This is a genomic window from Jeongeupia naejangsanensis (genome assembly GCF_016865585.1).
Taxonomy (GTDB): Bacteria; Pseudomonadota; Gammaproteobacteria; order Burkholderiales; family Chitinibacteraceae; genus Jeongeupia; species Jeongeupia naejangsanensis.
The window spans coordinates 100,115-118,841 of record NZ_JAESND010000008.1 but is presented as its reverse complement, the minus strand read 5'-3'; the positions used below and the strand labels follow the sequence as shown (position 1 = coordinate 118,841).

The 18,727-nt window shown below is 65.9% G+C and carries 16 protein-coding genes; 8 read left to right on the top strand and 8 right to left on the bottom strand.

Going from position 1 to position 18,727, the window contains the following annotated elements; all coding sequences use genetic code 11:
• The first annotated feature begins 8 nt into the window (after positions 1-8).
• The 8 genes from JMJ54_RS14925 to JMJ54_RS14890 all read left to right on the top strand — a co-directional run bounded on the left by JMJ54_RS14925 (position 9) and on the right by JMJ54_RS14890 (position 8,683).
• A complete protein-coding gene (locus JMJ54_RS14925; protein WP_203539351.1) occupies positions 9-2,363 on the top strand; it encodes an MMPL family transporter in 2,355 nt (784 codons plus the stop codon).
• Complete coding sequence (locus tag JMJ54_RS14920; protein ID WP_203539350.1) at positions 2,360-3,598, top strand: NAD(P)/FAD-dependent oxidoreductase; 1,239 nt, start codon at positions 2,360-2,362, stop codon at positions 3,596-3,598. The genes JMJ54_RS14925 and JMJ54_RS14920 overlap by 4 nt, the downstream gene beginning before the upstream one ends.
• Positions 3,580-4,110 (top strand): DUF3261 domain-containing protein, encoded by a 531-nt coding sequence (locus tag JMJ54_RS14915; protein WP_203539349.1) that lies wholly within the window; start codon positions 3,580-3,582, stop codon positions 4,108-4,110. Before JMJ54_RS14920 ends, JMJ54_RS14915 begins: the two co-directional genes overlap by 19 nt.
• Entirely contained in the window at positions 4,107-5,270 is a 1,164-nt protein-coding gene (locus JMJ54_RS14910; RefSeq protein WP_203539348.1) for a beta-ketoacyl-ACP synthase, read from the top strand. Before JMJ54_RS14915 ends, JMJ54_RS14910 begins: the two co-directional genes overlap by 4 nt.
• Positions 5,267-5,740, top strand: a complete 474-nt coding sequence (locus JMJ54_RS14905) for a hotdog family protein (RefSeq protein WP_203539347.1) — start codon at positions 5,267-5,269, stop codon at positions 5,738-5,740. The genes JMJ54_RS14910 and JMJ54_RS14905 overlap by 4 nt, the downstream gene beginning before the upstream one ends.
• The gene (locus JMJ54_RS14900; RefSeq protein ID WP_203539346.1) at positions 5,737-6,474 is read left to right on the top strand and encodes a 3-ketoacyl-ACP reductase FabG2; all 738 of its coding nucleotides are present in this window, start codon (positions 5,737-5,739) and stop codon (positions 6,472-6,474) included. Before JMJ54_RS14905 ends, JMJ54_RS14900 begins: the two co-directional genes overlap by 4 nt.
• Positions 6,474-7,718 carry a beta-ketoacyl-ACP synthase gene (locus tag JMJ54_RS14895; protein WP_203539345.1) on the top strand — a complete coding sequence of 415 codons (1,245 nt, stop codon included), beginning with the start codon at positions 6,474-6,476 and terminating at the stop codon, positions 7,716-7,718. The genes JMJ54_RS14900 and JMJ54_RS14895 overlap by 1 nt, the downstream gene beginning before the upstream one ends.
• Positions 7,719-7,831: 113 nt before the next feature.
• Complete coding sequence (locus JMJ54_RS14890; RefSeq protein ID WP_203539344.1) at positions 7,832-8,683, top strand: polysaccharide deacetylase family protein; 852 nt, start codon at positions 7,832-7,834, stop codon at positions 8,681-8,683.
• Between the two features lie 7 nt (positions 8,684-8,690).
• Here JMJ54_RS14890 and JMJ54_RS14885 read toward each other — a convergent pair whose 3' ends face one another.
• The 8 genes from JMJ54_RS14885 to JMJ54_RS14850 all read right to left on the bottom strand — a co-directional run bounded on the left by JMJ54_RS14885 (position 8,691) and on the right by JMJ54_RS14850 (position 18,604).
• Entirely contained in the window at positions 8,691-9,992 is a 1,302-nt protein-coding gene (locus JMJ54_RS14885; protein ID WP_203539343.1) for an alpha/beta fold hydrolase, read from the bottom strand.
• Positions 9,993-10,091: 99 nt separating this feature from the next.
• A complete protein-coding gene (purD, locus tag JMJ54_RS14880; RefSeq protein WP_203539342.1) occupies positions 10,092-11,366 on the bottom strand; it encodes a phosphoribosylamine--glycine ligase in 1,275 nt (424 codons plus the stop codon).
• Positions 11,367-11,390: 24 nt separating this feature from the next.
• Positions 11,391-11,948 (bottom strand): phospholipid:lipid A palmitoyltransferase, encoded by a 558-nt coding sequence (locus JMJ54_RS14875; RefSeq protein ID WP_203539341.1) that lies wholly within the window; start codon positions 11,946-11,948, stop codon positions 11,391-11,393.
• Positions 11,949-11,960: 12 nt separating this feature from the next.
• A complete protein-coding gene (purH, locus tag JMJ54_RS14870) occupies positions 11,961-13,523 on the bottom strand; it encodes a bifunctional phosphoribosylaminoimidazolecarboxamide formyltransferase/IMP cyclohydrolase (RefSeq protein ID WP_203539340.1) in 1,563 nt (520 codons plus the stop codon).
• A 31-nt stretch (positions 13,524-13,554) separates the two neighbouring features.
• Entirely contained in the window at positions 13,555-13,800 is a 246-nt protein-coding gene (locus JMJ54_RS14865; RefSeq protein ID WP_070530493.1) for a helix-turn-helix domain-containing protein, read from the bottom strand.
• Positions 13,797-14,819 (bottom strand): tRNA dihydrouridine synthase DusB, encoded by a 1,023-nt coding sequence (gene dusB, locus JMJ54_RS14860; RefSeq protein WP_203539339.1) that lies wholly within the window; start codon positions 14,817-14,819, stop codon positions 13,797-13,799. Before dusB ends, JMJ54_RS14865 begins: the two co-directional genes overlap by 4 nt.
• An 84-nt stretch (positions 14,820-14,903) precedes the next feature.
• On the bottom strand, positions 14,904-15,524 hold the full coding sequence (locus tag JMJ54_RS14855; protein ID WP_203539338.1) for a glutathione S-transferase family protein: 621 nt from the start codon (positions 15,522-15,524) through the stop codon (positions 14,904-14,906).
• A complete protein-coding gene (locus tag JMJ54_RS14850; protein WP_308438018.1) occupies positions 15,521-18,604 on the bottom strand; it encodes a bifunctional diguanylate cyclase/phosphodiesterase in 3,084 nt (1,027 codons plus the stop codon). Before JMJ54_RS14850 ends, JMJ54_RS14855 begins: the two co-directional genes overlap by 4 nt.
• Positions 18,605-18,727 lie beyond the last annotated feature (123 nt).

Genomic DNA, 18,727 nt, shown 5'->3' with positions numbered 1-18,727 from the left:
CCGCAGCCATGACCGAATCCCGACTCTGGCGCGCACTGGCGCTGGCCTGGCTGATCGTGCTGCTCGGCTGTGCCGGCTGGCTGGCGAGCCAGCACCGGCAACTGGCGAACCGGCTCGATACCGACCTGTTCGCGCTGCTGCCGAAGAACGAGCGCGATCCGGTCGCCGAGCGGGCGATGGCCTCGCTGTCGCAGGCGTCGGAGCGCCAGCTGGTGCTGCTCGTCGGCAGCGCCGACCGTGATGCGGCAGCGCACGCCGCCGACACCCTCGCCACCGGCCTCAAGGCGTTGCCGGTCACGCCGCAGACGCAGGCGCTCGACCTCGACACCCTGCGCGATTTTTATGCGCCGTATCGCAACGTGCTGTTCACGCCGGCCGATGCCAGCGCGCTCGCGCAAGGCCAGGCCGCGTGGCAGGCACGCGCGCTGCAACAGGCCTACGCCACCGTGTCGACCAGCGGGCTGGCCTGGCGCGACGATCCTTTCGGTACGTTCGGGCGTTGGCTGCAAGGCTTCGGCGACCTGACCCGTGTCCGCCCCGACGGCGGCCGGCTGTGGGTCGATGCCGACGGCCGCCACTACGTAGTGCTGATGTACACGCTGAATGACAGCGCCTTTTCGCTGTCCGCACAGAAAACCGTCGCCGACGGGCTCGACCGTGCGATCGCCGGCCTGAAGGCCGCTTCACCCGACATCAGCGTCCTGCGCGCCGGCGTCGTGCTGCATGCGGCGAAGGCAGCGCAACAGGCCGAGCAGGAGATGTCGACGATCGGCATCGGCTCGCTGGCCGGCATCCTGCTGCTGGTGCTGCTGACCTTCCGTGGCTGGCGCGCATTGCCGCTGGTCGCGCTGTCGATCGCCACCGGGATGACGATCGCGCTGGCGCTCACCTTCGCGCTGTACGGCCGCGTACACATGCTGACGCTGGTGTTCGGTACCAGCCTGATCGGCGTCGCCGTCGACTACAGCCTGCTGCTGCACAGCACCAGCCTTGGTGCTTCTGTGGCCGCCGGCAAGCGGCTCGAGACGCTGCTGCCCAGCCTGCTGGTCGCCACACTGTTCACCGCGCTTGCCTACCTGTGTCTGGCGCTGACACCGTTTCCGGGTCTGGCGCAGATGGCGGTGTTCGCCGCCACCGGCATCGCCTCGGCATGGCTGTCCGAACTGTTCTGGTATCCGCGCCTCGCCCCAAGCAAGCTGGAACCGGGCGTGCTCGGCACACCGTTGCTGAAACTGCTGGCGCGCTGGCCGCGCCTCGGCCGGCGTGGCGGGCTGATCGCGCTGGCGGTCGCCACACCGCTGATCGTCGCCGGCTTGCTGAAGCTCACCGCCAGCGACGACGTGCGCAGTCTGGTCAGCACCGACGGGCAGCTGATGAAGGAACAGATCGCCATCGGCAAGCTGCTCGGCCTGCCCAGCCCGGCGCAACTGTTCATCGTCAGCGGCCCGGATGCGCAGACCGTGCTCGAACGTGAACGCGCCCTCACCCGCCAGCTCGACGGTTTTGTCGCCCGGGGTGCGATGACCGGTTACCAGAGCATCAGCCGCTGGCTGCCGCCGATCAGCGAACAACAAGCGCTCCAATCCGGTGCGCAAGCACTGCGCGATCCCGCCTTGCTGCAGTCGCTGGCCCACGATCTCGGGCTCGACGACGCCTGGGTGCGTCGGCAATCCGCCGCCCCACCGCTGCTGACACCCGAAATCTGGCTGGCATCGAAGGCATCGCTGCCGGCCCGCCACCTGTGGCTCGGTAACACCGGCCACGGCTACGCCAGCGTGGTGATGCTGACCGGCCTTGCCGGCGCCGCTCACGCCGAAGCACTGGCAAACGTGTCCTTGCCGGGCGTACGCTGGGTCGACAAGCCGGCCGAGATTTCCGCCGTGCTCGACCGCTACCGCGACCGACTGGCGCTGGTACTGCTCGCGGCCTATGTCGCCACTGCCGTACTGCTGTGGCGGCGCTACCGTCGCGATACCTGGCGGGTGCTGGCGCCGTCGCTGATCGCCAGCATCGCAACGCTGGCGATCTTCGGCTGGCTGGGCATTCCGCTGCAGTTGCTGACCGTGCTGACCCTGCTGTTGCTGCTCGGCATGGGCATCGACTACGGCATTTTCGTCAACGAACACCCGGGCGAGGTGCGCATCGTGCTGGCGATTTCGCTCGCCGCCTGCTGCACCCTGCTGTCGTTCGGCCTGCTGGCATTCAGCCGCACGCCGGCACTGGCCACCTTCGGTACCGCAACGCTGTCCGGCGTCGGCCTTGCCTGGCTGATCGCGCCCTTGCTGCGCCGGCCGGCCGCTTCCCGACCGCTGTTCCAACCCGCACTCCAACCGGACCCACCTTCAACGGATCAAGCCCCATGAGCACTCGTCAAAGCACCGATATCGTCATCATTGGCGCCGGCCCGTCCGGCAGCGTTGCCGCCGGCCTGCTGCGCAAGGCCGGACGCGACGTCGTCGTCATCGAACGCGAAGCCTTTCCGCGCTTCTCGATCGGCGAAAGCCTGCTGCCGCAGTCGATGGCCTACATCGAGAAGGCCGGTTTTCTGCAGGACGTGGTCCAGGCCGGCTTCCAGTACAAGAACGGCGCCGCCTTCGCCAAGGGCGACGAGCGCACCGCGTTCGACTTCCGCGAAAAATTCTCGCCGGGCTGGGGCACCACCTACCAGGTCCAGCGCGGACACTTCGACCACGTGCTCGCCACTGGTGCCGAAAAAGCCGGCGCCGACGTCCGCTACCGCCACAGCGTGCTGGCCGCCGACGTGACCGGTGCGAAGCCGGTGCTGACGGTGCGTGGTGCCGATGACCACGTCTACGAGATCGAAGCGAACTTCCTGCTCGACGCCAGCGGTTTCGGCCGCACGCTGCCGCGCCTGCTCGATCTGGAAACGCCGTCCGACTTTCCGGTACGCGGCGCGATCTTCACCCACATCGAAGACGGCATTCCGACCGGGGCGTTCGACCGCAACAAGATCCTGATCACCGTCCACCCCGAGCATCACGACGTCTGGTACTGGCTGATTCCGTTCTCGAACGGCCGCTGTTCGATCGGCGTGGTCGCCGAGCCGGCTTTCCTTGCGCAGTACCAGGGCGAAGATACCGAGCGGCTGAAGGCCATCGTGTTCGAAGACGCCGGCCTTGCCGCGCTGCTGCAGAACGCGCGCTGGGACACCCCGGCGCGCACGCTGACCGGCTACTCGGCCAACGTGAAATCGCTGCACGGCAACCGCTTCGCCCTGCTGGGCAATGCCGGCGAATTCCTCGACCCGGTGTTCTCCAGCGGCGTCACCATCGCGGTCAAATCGGCCGACCTTGCCGTCACCGCGCTGCTGCGCGAAGCCGCCGGTGAAACGGTGGACTGGGAACTCGATTACGCAAAACCGCTGAAGAAAGGCGTCGACACTTTCCGCGCCTTCGTCACCGCGTGGTACGACGGGCGCTTCCAGAAGATCATTTTCCACAAGGACAAGAATCCGCAGATCGAGGCGATGATTTCGTCGATCCTGGCCGGCTACGCCTGGGACGAAGCCAATCCCTACGTCGCCAAGCCGGAGCGCCGGCTGTCGTCGCTGGAAGCCGCATGCAGCCTGTTCGACTGATCATTGCCGCAGCCGTGCTGGCACTCGCCGGCTGTGCGACGCTGCTTTCGGGCGGCCTGTCGCTGCTGCAGTTGCCGCCGGCGGCGTTCGGCGGCGAGCACGTGCTCGAACAGCGGCTGACGATGCGCTGGCCCGGCGAAACGCGCACGCTCGACGTCGTCGCCAGCATCGACGTGCAGCGGATTTCGCTCGTCGGCCTCGGTCTCGGCGTCCGGCTGTTTTCGCTAGACTACGACGGCCGTACCGTCACGGCGGTCGAAAACGTGCCGATGGCGTTGCCGGCCGAACGGATGCTCAACGATTTCCTGATCGTCCATGCGCCGCTGCCAGCCTTGCAGGCGGCGTTGCCGGCCGGCTGGCAAGCCAGCGAAAACGGACGCCAGCGTACCGTCTCGCATGACGGCCAAAACGCCATCGTCGTCGATTACAGCAATGACGACCGGCTCGCCGGTCGGGCACAACTGACAAACCTGCCGCTGCATTACCAACTGACCATCGATACCGCGCCATGATCTACCTGCATTCTCCCGGCCTCGTCTGTGCGCTTGGCGCCGGCATCGACACCGTGCGCGAGCACCTGTTCGCCGGCGACAGCCCCGGCATGGTCGAAACGGCGCAGTACAGCCCGGGCCGGTCGCTGATGCTCGGTACGGTGACCGATGCCCTGCCGTCGATCGATCCCGTGCCGCCACGACACCATTCGCGCAACAACGCGCTGCTCGCCGCCACGTTCGCGCAGATCGACGCCGCGTACCGGCAACTCGCCACCGGGCTGGACTCGGTCCGGATCGCCATCGTGCTCGGCACCAGCACGTCGGGCATCTGCGAAGGCGAAGTCGCCATGGCCGAACGCGGCCAAAGCGGCGTCCTGCCCGACGACTACCACTACGGCCAGCAGGAGCTCGGTTCGCCGGCGCAGTGGCTGGCGGCCGAACTCGGCATTGCCGGCCCCGCCTACAGCATCTCGACCGCCTGCTCGTCGAGCGCCAAGGCGCTGTCCGCCGGCGCACGGCTGATCGAAACCGGCGTCGCCGATCTGGTGATCGCCGGCGGCGTCGACACACTGGCCGCCTTCACCGTTGCCGGCTTCACCGCGCTCGAATCGGTCAGCGCCACGCGCTGCAATCCGTTCTCGCGCAACCGCAACGGCATCAACATCGGCGAAGGCGCCGCGCTGTTCCTGATGAGCCGCACGCCGTCGCCGGTCGCGCTGAGCGGCTGGGGTGAAACCTCGGACGGTCATCACATATCTGCGCCGGACCCCACCGGGCGCGGCGCGCAACGCGCGATCGAAGCCGCCCTGCAACGCGCAGGCAAAACCGCAGCCGACATCGGCTACGTGAACCTGCACGGCACCGCGACGCGGCAGAACGACGCGATGGAGAGCCTTGCCGTCGCCACCGCCCTGCCCGGCGTGCCGGCGAGCTCGACCAAACCGCTGACCGGCCATACGCTCGGCGCCGCCGGCGCAATCGAAGCCGCGCTGTGCTGGATCACGCTGACCGACCCGGCGCACCGCTTGCCTCCGCACCTCTGGGATGGCGAAGCCGATCCGGAGATCGCGATGCTGCCGCTGGTCGTGCCGGGGCAGCGTGCCGATACCCGCGCAGTGCTGTCGACATCGTTCGCCTTCGGCGGCAACAATATCGCCCTGATTCTGGAGCGGACATGAACCAGCCCTGCCCGCAACCCTCGCCGCCATTCCTGCCGATCGCCGACTACCTGCCGCACTCCGGCCGGATGGTGCTGCTCGATCGCGTCGTTTCAGCGGCACCCAATACACTGACCGCGGTGACGACGATCCGTGCCGATTCGCCGTTCTGCGACGGCCTGGCCGTCGGCGGCTGGGTCGGCGTCGAATACATGGCGCAGACGATCGCCGCCCTGGCCGGTTTCGAAGCACGATCGCGCGGCGATGCGGTCAAGGTCGGCTTTCTGGTCGGCACCCGGCGCTACGACTGCGACCAGCCGGCATTCCGCATCGGCCAGACGCTGACCGTCACGGTAGTGCGCGAATTCCAGGCCGACAACGGCGTCGCGGTAATGGACTGCCGCATCGACATCGACGGCGGACCGGTCGCCCGCGCGCAAATCTCGGCCTATCAGCCGGACAATCTCGACGAATACCTGAAGCAGGCATGAATACACACACGCAAACCGTACTGGTCACCGGCGCATCGCGCGGCATCGGCCGCGCCATCGCCACCCGCCTCGGCCGCGACGGCTACGACCTGATTCTGCACTGCCGGTCGCGCCGCGACGAGGCCGATGCACTGGCCGGCGAACTCGCAACGCAGTTCGGCATCCGCACCCGCGTCCTCCAGTTCGACGTCGCCGACCGGGCTGCGGCACGGGCGGCGCTTGAAGCCGATCTGGCCGAACACGGAGCGCCGTACGGGGTCGTCTGCAATGCCGGCATTGCCGCCGACGCGGCGTTTCCGGCCATGACGGCCGAAGAATGGGACGGCGTGATCCACACCAATCTCGACGGTTTCTATAATGTGCTGCACCCGCTGGTGATGCCGATGGTGCAGACGCGCAAGCCCGGCCGCATCGTCACGCTATCGTCGGTCTCCGGGCTGATCGGCAATCGTGGCCAGGTCAACTACAGCGCCGCGAAGGCCGGCATCATCGGTGCGACCAAGGCGCTGGCGGTCGAACTCGCCAAGCGCAGGATCACCGTCAACTGCGTGGCACCGGGGCTGATCGATACCGAGATGGTCAGCGACGAAGTCCGTGAACATGCGCTGAAGGCCATTCCGGCCCAGCGCATGGGGCAGCCCGAGGAAGTTGCAGCGGCTGTGGCCTTCCTGCTGTCGAACGATGCCGGTTACATCACCCGGCAGGTGATTTCGGTCAACGGAGGTCTGGCCTGATGAGCACGAATACCCGCCGCGTCGTCGTCACCGGCATGGCCGGCATCAGCCCGCTCGGCTGCGACTGGCCGACGATCGACGCCGCGCTGCGCAGCGAACGCAACGCGATCCGCTACCTGCCCGAATGGGAGGAGTACGTCGGCCTCAACACCCGCCTCGGCGCGCCGGCTGCTGCCTTCGCGCTGCCGTCCGAAACGTACACGCGCAAGCGCACGCGCAGCATGGGTCGGATCGCGCTGATGGCCTGCCGTGCCAGCGAGCTGGCGCTCGTCGACGCCGGCCTGCTCGGCGACACCGCCCTGCTCGGCAGCGGCCGCGTCGGCGTGTCGTACGGCTCGTCGGCCGGCTCGCCGCCTGCGATCGGCGACTTCGGCCGGATGATCTACGAAAAGACGACCGAGGGCGTCAACGCCAACAGCTACATCAAGATGATGGCGCACACGACACCGGTCAACATCGCCGTGTTCTTCGGCCTGACCGGCCGGGTGATCACCACGTCGAGCGCGTGCACGTCGGGCAGCCAGGGCATCGGCTACGCCTACGAGGCGATCAAGTACGGCGCAGCCGACGTGATGATCGCCGGCGGCGCCGAGGAGTTGTCGGCGACAGAGGCCGCAGTGTTCGACACGCTGTTCGCCACCAGTACGCGCAACGACGAGCCGCAGCTGACGCCGCGTCCCTACGATGCCGGCCGCGACGGTCTCGTGATCGGCGAAGGCGCCTGCACGCTGATCCTCGAGGAATACGAGCACGCCATCGCGCGCGGGGCGACGATCCGCGCCGAGCTGGTCGGCTTCGGCACCAACTGCGACGGCACCCACGTGACCCAGCCCCAGGCGGCGACGATGGCCCAGGCGATGAAGCTGGCGCTTCAGGACGCACGCCTGCCGGCAGAGGCGATCGGCTACGTCAACGGCCACGGTACGGCCACCGAGCAAGGCGATATCGCCGAAACGCATGCAACGCACGCGGTGTTCGGTGCACGGATGCCGATCTCGTCTCAGAAGAGCTATGTCGGCCACACGCTCGGCGCCTGCGGGGCGCTGGAAGCGTGGTGGAGCATCGAAATGATGCGCCACGGCTGGTTCGCGCCGACGGTCAACCTGCGCGATATTGACCCGCGCTGCGCGGCGCTGGATTACATCACGGCCGGCGGACGCGAGCTGGACTGCGATTATGTGATGAGCAACAACTTCGCCTTCGGCGGCATCAACACATCGCTGATTTTCAAGCGAGCGCGCTAAGCCCGGCCGCCTCCGTCCGGACGAACGGCCTTGGCGATGCGGAACGTGACCATTGCCATGCCCCCGCGCCGGTCGGGTCGATATACTCGCGACTTTCCTTTCCCGTGTTCGCGATGTTCCGCTCCACCGTTTCGACCACGGCGCTGCAACGCCTTGCCCTGGGGGTCGTGCTGCTGCTGCTCGTCCCGCTCGCAGGTGCGGCGCCGATCCGCTTCCTGCTGACCTTCGACGACGGCCCGAGCCTGTGGTCGTCGCAACCGACTGCCCGCATCCTCGCCCAGCTGGCCGACAATCCCGTCACCCCCGGCGCCAAGGCGATCTTCTTCGTGCAGACCGAACACGAATCCCACGGCGGCAGCGTCGAAGGCGAAGCGCTGATCCGGGCCGAATGCTGGGCCGGTCATCGCGTCGGCGTTCACGCCGGCACCGCCAGGGGCCATATTCCGCACACCGCGCTGCCGACCGACGAACTCGTGCAGTCGCTGCAGATTGGTCGCGCGCACTTGCAAGCGTTGTGCGGCGAAGTCTCGTCGCTGATCCGCCCGCCCGACTGGCGCTTCGACGACCGCACCACGGCGGCCTACCGCTCGCTCGGCATGGCGATGCTGCTGGCCGACGTCCGCGCTTTCGACGGCAAGATCTACGGCTGGTACGCCAGCCTGCGCAGGCGCAGCAACATCAACACCGATCTCGAACGCGTGCGCGATGCCATCGCCGCAGGACGGATGCCGGAAGTCGATGGCGTCATCCCGGTCGTGGTCGGTTTTCACGACACCAATCCGTACACCGCATCGCATATGACCGAGTACCTGCAGATCCTCGTCGAGGAGGCCGCCAACGTCGGCTTGCCGCTCGCCGACCCGCCGTTCTACACCGACGGCCACGCGGTCGAGCACGCGGCGCGCGTACGCGGCGAACGCGACAGCTACGCCCGGACCAAGTGGCCCAAGCCCTGGTTCCAGTAGCGCAGCCCTAGCGGCCCGCCAGGCGATGGGTGACGAAGGATTGCTCCAGCGCAGCGTCGACCGCCTCGATCACGACCTTGCTGGTCAGGATCGAATCGTGCGTTTCATCGAAGCCCTGCACCCGCGCGGCTTCCTGCTGAGCCGGCATCGCCAGCTGGCTCGACAGCGCAATCGTCCCGTCACTGTTGCCCTGCACCAGCAGGTTGCTGCCGCGATAACCGAAGAACAGCTGATGCGTCAGCGATGAGGGCAGCCGCTGGTCGAGCAGGTTGCGCAGGAATTCGCTGTCGGCAGCGACGTCCTGCCACGACGGAATCGTCACCGGCGAGCGGCTGACGCCGAGCTGTGCCAGCGCATCGCCGCCCCACGGCGTCGAGAGCGTGACAAACAGCGTCACGGGCTGATTCTGATCCGCCTTCGACATGCGCAGGATGGCCTGCCGCGACACCAGTCCGCCGACGCTGTGCGCCACGATCATCATCCGGCTGAAACCGTACTGTTTCTGCAGGTTCTGCAGGAGGTCGGCCAGCGCGTCGCCGCTCTGGCGCAGCCGCATGCCGCTCGGGTACTGGAAAACCCAGGGCTGGAATCGGTTGCCGTCGAGGCTGGCGATCATCCGCGACCACTGCTGCGGGTATCCGCCGATGCCGTGGACGAAGAGCACCGGAATCCGGTCGCTGCGATACGGCGCCAGAAAATACACGCCGATCCCCATCTCGGATGCGAAATCGAGCGGCGCCCACAGGCCTTTGGCACCGAAAGTACGACCGAAACGCGCGTCGTCGAGCGAGGCGATGCGCCCGGCGAAGGCCTGTAGTTTGCGCACCCCCGCCGGAATGTTGCCCGTCTGCAGCGCAGAGCGGACATCCGCCGGCAGCGGCGCCATCTTTGCGTTCAGCACGATGCGCTGCTGCTCCGACTCCACGCCTGGGCCAAGCGCCAGCCCGGCAGGCAAGCCGGTCATCGCACCGGCTTCAAGCTCGTCGGCCCGACCATTGCCGTCACGGTCGTGAAACGCCGCCAGCAGATAACGCCCCTGCTGCGGCACCATGAATACGAAATAACCGCCCTCGCCAAGATGGCTTTGCGCCACGAGATGCAGACCGTCCGGATCGATGCGCAGCAGGACGATCTCGACGTGGTCCAGCGGCAGATCACCCAGCGCGACGGTGCCTGCAACCACGCCGTTGCGGGCGATCTCGTTGCTGTTCGCGTCAAGCCGCGCCAGGCGCCGGGCAAAGCCGCAAGCACTCAGTGCCGCGATCAGCAGGACAAGCAGCGCACACCGCAAGCCACGACGATAAACCATCAAACGCCTCCCGGGTCCCATCACCGAACCAATGTCTTCAGCATACGCACTCGCCAATAAAAAGGCCGCCCAAAGGCGGCCTTGAAACGGGCGATGTGCTTACTTGCGCGCAATTGCACGCCAGCCGATATCGCGGCGGGCTTGCATGCCGTCGAAATGCACGCCGTCGAGGATTTCGTAGGCGCGCTTTTGCGCCTGCTTGAATCCTTCGCCGAACGCCGTCACGCACAGCACGCGGCCACCGCTGGTCACCGGGCGGCCCTGCTCGTCGAGCCTGGTGCCGGCGTGGAAGACGTGGCCGTCTTCCAGTTCACCCGGCAAGCCGGTGATCACGTCGCCGGCGCGCGGGGTTTCCGGATAGTTGGCAGCGGCCATCACTACGCCCAGCGCCACACGACGGTCCCACTCGGCCTCGACCTGATCGAGCGTGCCTTCGATGCCGTGCTCGACCAGCGTCACCAGATCGCTCTTCAGCCGCAGCATGATCGGCTGCGTTTCCGGATCACCGAAGCGGCAGTTGAACTCGACGACCTTGACCGAGCCGTCTTCGCCGACCATCAGCCCGGCGTAGAGGAAGCCGGTGTAGACGACGCCATCCTTGGCCATGCCGGCCACGGTCGGCAGGATCACTTCGCGCATGGCCTTGGCATGGATTTCCGGCGTCACCACCGGTGCCGGGCTGTATGCGCCCATGCCGCCGGTGTTCGGGCCTTCGTCGTTGTCCAGCAGGCGCTTGTGGTCCTGGCTGCTCGCCATCGCCAGCACGTTCTTGCCGTCGACCATGACGATGAAGCTCGCTTCCTCGCCGGTCAGGAACTCCTCGATCACGACGCGGGCGCCGGCGTCGCCGAACTTGTTGCCCTCGAGCATCATGTCGATGGCCGCATGGGCTTCGTCCAGCGTCATCGCGACGACGACACCCTTGCCGGCAGCGAGGCCGTCGGCCTTGATGACGATCGGCGCACCTTTGGCATCGATGTAGGCATGCGCCTTGGCGGCGTCACTGAAGGTTTCGTAGTCGGCGGTCGGAATGCCGTGGCGCTTCATGAAGGCCTTGGCGAAATCCTTCGACCATTCGAGCTGCGCGCCGGCCCTGGTCGGCCCGAAGATCTTCAGCCCTTCGGCACGGAACGCATCGACGATGCCCTTCGACAGCGGTGCTTCCGGCCCGACCAGCGTGAACGCGACGTTCTCGCGCTTGGCGAACTCGATCAGCACCGGAATGTCGGTGATCGGCACATTGGTCAGGTTCGGTTCGAGCGCGGTACCGGCGTTGCCCGGCGCGACGAAAACCTTGCCGACGCGCGGCGACTGGGCGATTTTCCATGCCAGCGCATGTTCGCGGCCGCCGTTACCGATGACGAGAATATTCATTGAATCACTCCAAAACCGCCCTGTTTAGAATTCGTAGCGGCCGAACACGAAGCCGACGTTGCCGCTGTTGAGGCCGCTGCTCAGCGACGGGATGAACGTGCCCATCACCGAAGCGCGCCACACGCGCAGCGACACCACCGGCAGGATGTACGGGAACGGGATCCCGTTGATGATGTCCTGCCGCGACGTCAGCCCGATGGTGTAGCCGGCGCCCACCGAGACGACGCTGTACGACGGCCAGAACCAGATCTTGGCGTAGCCGAGCATCAGCTCCGGATCCTTGTGCGAATCCGAAAAGATCATGCCGTACAGCATGTCGTGATTGCCGTTTTCGTCGACGAGATGCTTGCCGAGACCGCCGCCCCAGGCCTTGTCGTTCAGCTCTTCGAGCTTCTCGTCGGTCCAGGTGCTCGGATCGTGCCAGGTATAGCCGGTGACGTACGCGTCCCAGCTGCCTTCATCGGCAATCTTGCCGATGTGGCTGCACGCGCTGCCCAGCCATTCGCCCATGTTGCCGCAATCGGCCTGCGCCGGCGAAGCCAGCGCAAGCGTCGTGGCGGCGATTGCCAACCATCGTTTCATCGCGCCTCCGGCTCAGTGACGGAAGTGGCGCACGCCGGTGACGACCATGGCGATGCCATGCTCGTCCGCAGCAGCGATCACTTCGTCATCACGCACCGAACCACCCGGCTGGATGATGGCGGCAACGCCGTTCTCGGCGATCACGTCGACACCGTCGCGGAACGGGAAGAACGCATCCGACGCGGCAACCGAACCGCGCAGTTCGAGACCCGCGTTGCGCGCCTTGATCGCGGCGATCTTGGTCGAATCGACACGGCTCATCTGGCCGGCGCCGATGCCGAGCGTCTGGCCCTTGCCGCAGAAGACGATGGCATTCGACTTGACGAACTTGGCGACATTCCACGCGAACAGCAGGTCCTTCAGCTGTTCCGGGGTCGGCTGCTTCTTGGTCACCACCTTGAGGTCGGCCAGCTTGAGTGCATGGGTATCCGGCGTCTGCACCAGCAGGCCACCACCGACGCGCTTGAGGTCGAACTTGTTCTCGCCCGATTCGATCGCGACTTCGAGCACGCGAACGTTGACCTTCTTGGCCAGGAGTTCGAGCGCGGCCGGCGTGTAGGCCGGGGCGATCAGCACTTCCATGAACTGCTTGCTGACCGCTTCGACGGTATCGACGTCGATCGGCTTGTTGAAGGCGATGATGCCGCCGAATGCGCTGGTGGTATCGGTCGCGAATGCGAGGCGGTACGCCGCGTACGGATCGGTCGCCACGGCGACGCCGCACGGGTTGGCGTGCTTGACGATGACGCAGGCCGGCTCTTCGAACTGCTTGACCGCTTCCCACGCCGCATCGGCGTCGGCGATGTTGTTGTACGAGAGCTCCTTGCCCTGATACTGCTTGTAACCGGCCAGCGTGCCGGCAGCCGGGTGCAGGTCGCGGAAGAATGCCGCGCTCTGGTGCGGGTTCTCGCCGTAGCGCATGTCCTGCACCTTGACGAACTGCAGATTCAGCCGGTTCGGGTACGCGGCCTTCTCACCGTCGTCGTTCAGCGCGGTCAGGTAGTTCGAAATCGCGCCGTCGTAGGCCGCGGTATGACTGAAGGCCTTCTTGGCCAGATTGCGGCGGGTCGCCAGCGTCAGCGCGCCGCCGTTGGCCTTCATTTCGTCGATCAGGCCGGCGTAATCGCTGGCGTCGGTGACGATGGCCACGTGGGCGTGGTTCTTCGCCGCCGAGCGCACCATCGCCGGGCCGCCGATGTCGATGTTCTCGATCGCGTCGTCGAAGCTGCAGTCGGGCTTGGCGATCGTCGCTTCGAACGGGTACAGGTTGACGCAGACGAGGTCGATATTGCCGATCTCGTGCTCGGCCATCTTGGCGACATGCGACTCGAGGTCGCGACGACCGAGGATGCCGCCGTGGATCTTCGGATGCAGCGTTTTCACGCGGCCATCGAGCATTTCCGGGAAGCCGGTGTAGTCGGCGACTTCGATCACCGGCACGCCGTTGTCGGCAAACAGCTTGGCGGTACCGCCGGTCGAAAGGATTTCGACGCCTTGTGCGGCCAGCGCCTTGGCAAAGTCGAGAACGCCGGACTTGTCGGACACGCTGATCAGCGCACGCTGAATCTTGCTCATACTGCTCTCCTGAAGGTCATTCCAAATCGGTTTACAGCAGATCGTAGGTCTGCAGCTTCTTCCTGAGGGTATTGCGGTTGATGCCGAGCACTTCGGCCGCCCGCGTCTGGTTGCCCCCGACGCGCTCGAGCACGAGCAGCAACAACGGCTTCTCGACGCGCGCCAGCACCATGTCGTACACGGCGCACGGCGCTTCACCGTCGAGATCGTCGAAATACTGCGTCAGCGACGCGTGGATCACCGCGGCGATCGGATCGCTTGGATCTTCCCGGTTCATACTTCCCCCTGTTCTTCTGGTTCGGTCGCGACATAGACCAGACGCTCGCCCGCGGCCAGGAGGCCGTCGAAGAACGCCTGCGTCGCATTTTTTTGTTCGTGGGTGGTGTCCAGCCGGTACATGCGCTGGCGGAACTCGTTGCCGCCGGCGAGGCCCTTCGTATACCAGGCGATGTGCTTGCGGGCGATACGGCAGCCCGAGTACTCGCCGTAGAACGCATGCAGCGCGTCCAGATGCTCGAGCAGCACGTCGCGGATCTCGACCACCCGGGGCGGCGGCAGCAGCTCGCCGGTGGCCAGGTAATGGCCGATCTCGCGGAACAGCCAGGGCCTGCCCTGGGCCGCGCGGCCGATCATGATCGCGTCGGCACCGGTCGCGGCGAGCACTTCCGCAGCCTTCTGCGGGCTGTCGATATCGCCGTTGGCGATCACCGGAATGCTCAGCTGCTGTTTGACTTCGCGGATCAGCGCATAGCGCGCCGCACCGTTGTACATGTCCTCGCGGGTGCGGCCATGGATGGCCAGCGCGGCGATGCCCGCTTCCTCGGCGCGACGGGCGACACGCAGGATGTTTTCCTCGCCGTTGCAGAAACCCAGCCGGGTTTTCAGCGTCACCGGCACGTCGACGGCGGCGACCACCGCGTCGAGAATCCGGCCGACGAGGTCCTCGTCCTTGAGCAGTGCCGAGCCGGCGAGCTTGTTGCACACCTTCTTGGCCGGGCAGCCCATGTTGATGTCGACGATCTGCGCGCCGTTGGCCACCTGGTATTGCGCCGCCTGCGCCAGCTGCTCGGGATCGGAACCGGCGATCTGCACCGAGATCGGTGCCAGTTCGCCGTCGAAATCGGCGCGTTTCAGGGTTTTTTTTGTCAGCCGCAGGCTCTGATCGGCCGTGATCATCTCCGACACCGCGTGACCGGCGCCGAAACGCTTGCACAGCATGCGGAACGGCCGATCGGTCACGCCTGCCATCGGCGCAACGATCAGATTGTTCGCAAGGGTGTAGGGGCCGATGTGCATGCGCGGGCGGGTCAACGAGGAAGGGCGGGATTCTACGTCCTGCCTAATTTTTAGGCAAGCGCCATTCGCCGCCTGTCTCCTCGCTCAAACCTGGCGTGCTTCTTGCCCGGCGGCGGCTTCCCACTCCAGAAAAGCCGGCAGCGCCAGCAGGGTCTCCGCATACGCTTGCGCGGCCTGCGAAACCGGCAGACCGTAGCTGCGGATCCGCGTCGCGACCGGCGCAAAGAACGCGTCGGCGTGGCTGAAGCGACCGAACAGGAAGTCGCCACCGGCGCCGAAGCGCGCACGGCAGTCGGCCCACAGTGCGGCCACGCGTTCGAGGTCGGCACCGAGCGCTGCATCGACGCTGGCCAGCGTGCGCAGGTGGACATCCATCGGACACTGCGTACGCAGCGCAGTGAACCCCGCGTGCATCTCGGCACAGACAGCGCGAGCCACCGCACGCGCAGCGCGATCAGCGGGCCACAGCGACGGCGCCGCTTCGGCCAGATATTCGGCAATGGCCGGCGTCTCCCAAATCGTGACGTCGCCATCAATCAGTACCGGCACCTTGCCGGTCGGGCCAAAGCGCAGCCGCTGGTCGCGGGCGCCTGCGGCGTACAGGTCGTGATTGACCTCGTCGAACGGCAGGCCGGCGATCTTCATCGCCAGCCACGGCCGCAGCGACCACGACGAATAGTTCTTGTTGCCGATCACGAGCTTCATGGCTGAATCCTCAATGCATCGCCGTTCGAACGAGTGAGCGTCAGCCGGGGCGATGCCTGCAGCAGCACTTCGAATTCGTCGACCGGCAGCGGTTTGCTGAACAGGTATCCCTGGATGGCGTCAGTACCGGCACGACGCAGGAAGTCGAGCTGTTCGGGGGTTTCGACACCTTCGGCAAGCACCGTCATGCCGAGCGTCTTGCCGAGGCCGATGATCGCCAGCACGATGGCCGCATCGTTCTGGTCGGTGGTCAGATCGCGGACGAAGCTCTGGTCGACCTTGAGCTTGTCGAAGGCAAAACGCTTCAGGTACGAGAGGCTCGAGTAACCGGTCCCGAAATCGTCGACCGACAGCTTGACCCCGAGCCGCTTGATGCCCGACAGCATCGTCATCACGTGTTCGACTTCCTGCATCACCACCGACTCGGTGACTTCGAGCTCGAGGCACTGCGGCGGCAGCTCGGCGTCGGCCAGCGCGTCGGCGACGATCTCGAGCAGGTTGGACTGGTGCAGCTGCAGCGGCGAGAGGTTGACCGCAATCGTCATAGTCTGCCCCGTATCGCGCATCCACGTGGCGGCGCGACGGCAGGCCTCGAGCAGCACCCAGTTGCCGATCGGCACGATCATCCGGCTTTCCTCGGCGATCGGAATGAACTTGGCCGGTGAAATCAGCCCGTGCTCCGGGTGGCGCCAGCGGATCAGCGCCTCGGCACCGGTGATACGGCCATCCTTGAGGCAGACCTGCGGCTGGAAGTAGAGTTCGAATTCGTTTTCGGTCAGCGCTTGGCTCATGCTGGTTTCCAGCACCAGCCGCTCGGAGACGCGGGCATTCATGTCTGCGGTGAAATACTGGTAGTTGTTGCGGCCGGCGCTCTTGGCCTGGTACATCGCGACGTCGGCACTGCGGATCAGCGTATCCGAGTCGGCACCGTCGTCCGGATAGACGCTGATGCCGATCGACGTCGTCGTGGCAAAGCCGCCGGCCTCGAGCACGAAGGGATCGGCGAACGACGCGAGGATCTGCTCGGCAACCAGCCCCGGATGCATCGCATTGTCGATCTCGGTCAGCACCAGCACAAATTCGTCGCCGCCCAGCCGCGCCAGAATGTCGCCCTTGCCGGCAATGCGCCGCAGCCGGTCGGCGACTTGCCGCAGCATCTGGTCGCCGGCGGTATGGCCGAGCGAATCGTTGATCGTCTTGAAACGGTCGAGGTCGAGGAACAGCAGGGCCAGTTGCCGGCTGTGGCGCTCGGCGCCGGCGACGGCGAGCCGGAGTTCGTCGCGCAGCAGGTTGCGGTTGGCGAGCCCGGTGACGGTATCGAAGTTCGCCAGCTCGATGATGCGGTCCTGCGCGACCTTGCGCTCGGTGATGTCGGTCACCGTGCCGATCAGCCGCGTCGGATTGCGGCGGGCATCGAACTCGACGAACTTGCCGCGCGACAGGAACCAGCGGTATTCACCGGTCCGGACCTTGCGGCGATACTCGATGACGAACTGTGGTGCGGTACCGGCATAGCAATCGCGGAACGCGTTCAGCGCAACCTCGCGATCGCCCGGATACATCTGCTCCTTCCACTTCTCGAAGGTCTCGACCAGTTCGCCCGGCACGAAGCCGAGCAGCCGGTCGTACTCGGGGCTGGTGATCGCGCCTCGACGGCTGTCGAGCGGCATGTCGAACAGGCCGGTGTTCGATGCATCGAGCGCCAGCCGCAGCTGCTGTTCGCTCTTGACGATGGCCTCTTCGGCCATCCGCCGCTCGGAAATGTCACGCACGACCGCGCAATTGAATTCCTGCCCCTTGAAGACGATGTAGTTCGAGTACGACTCGATCGGGAAGGCATCGCCATTGCGTGTTTTCAGCGCAAACTCTTCGAACAGGTGCTTCTGTTCGCGCAAGCGCTCCCAGAACATCCCCCAGTTTTCCGCATTGAAGGTCGGGTTGATGTCCTTGAACCGCATGCCCAGCAATTCCCGCTCGCCGTAGCCGAGGCGATGGCAGGCGGTGGTGTTGACGTAACGGATGATGCCGTCGGGATCGAGCCAGATCGCCATGTCGGCGCCGCGCTCCACCGCCACGCGAGTCAGGTACAGCGCGTCCTCTGTGCTTTCAAGCCGGCGCAACTGCCGCAGCACATAGACGACCAGCAGCGCCGCCAGCGCCAGTACGCTGGCCGTCACGCCACCGTTGACGAAACTGTCGTGGCGCCACGATGCAAGGACTTCCTGCCGGTCGACGCCGACCATCACGCCGAGCGGCCAGCCACCGACATGACGCCAGCCGTAGATCCGGGTCACGCCATCGCGGGTGCTGTGTTCGGTGAAGCTGCCGCTTGGCGCACCACCGAAGTCGGAATCGAAGAACGCCCGGTGCGACAGGTCGTGACCGACGTCGTAGGCGCTGTCCGGATAGTGCGTCAGCGAGATGCCGTCATCGCGGAACATTTCGATCGCCAGCCCGTTGTGCGAGGCAATGCTTCGATAGAACTGACGGAAGTATCCGGGATCGATGCCGGCGAACAGCACGCCGACAAATTCGCCGCGCCGGTTGTTCATCGGCATGACGAACGGAATCACCGAGCGGTCACCGGTCGGATCGGCCTGCTGTTCCGCGATGTAGAACGGCGAGGCAGCTTGTGACCGTGCGGCCTTGAAATACTGGAAATTGCTTAGGTTGTGCGCCGGCGCCGGGTACTGCTGCGTCGACGCGATCAGCGTGCCGTCGGCCCGCGCAACGGCGAAGGTCGCCATCTGCGACGCATGGCCGAGCTGGCGCTGCAGATAGGCATGAATGCAGGCCGTGTCGTTGGCCTCGAGGCAGGTCTGGAACAGGCCGTCCTGCTGGATTGCGAACATGGTGTTCAGGCTCGCGTCCATCGTCCGGCCAACGTGCTCGTCCATGGTCCGCGCCAGCGTGAGCATCTGCTGTTCGGCGTTGTCGAGCGTTTCCTGGTAGCTGCGCCAGATGGACCAGGTCACCGCCGCCAGCGCAAACAGCACGACGCTGATCGAAAGGGCGATCAGCATCCGGCGAATCAGGCCGAAGGAACGGCCGCTTTCGGCGTCCTGCAAGGTGACCGGCACGCGGGTCAAGGCAGCGTCCTGAAAGTGAAAATTTACGAAACCCCATTCTTGGGGCAAAGGTCACCGCTTGGCAAGCTGCAACGCCGGGCTGTCCCCTGCGGGACGCAGTCGCCGAAGCAAGGC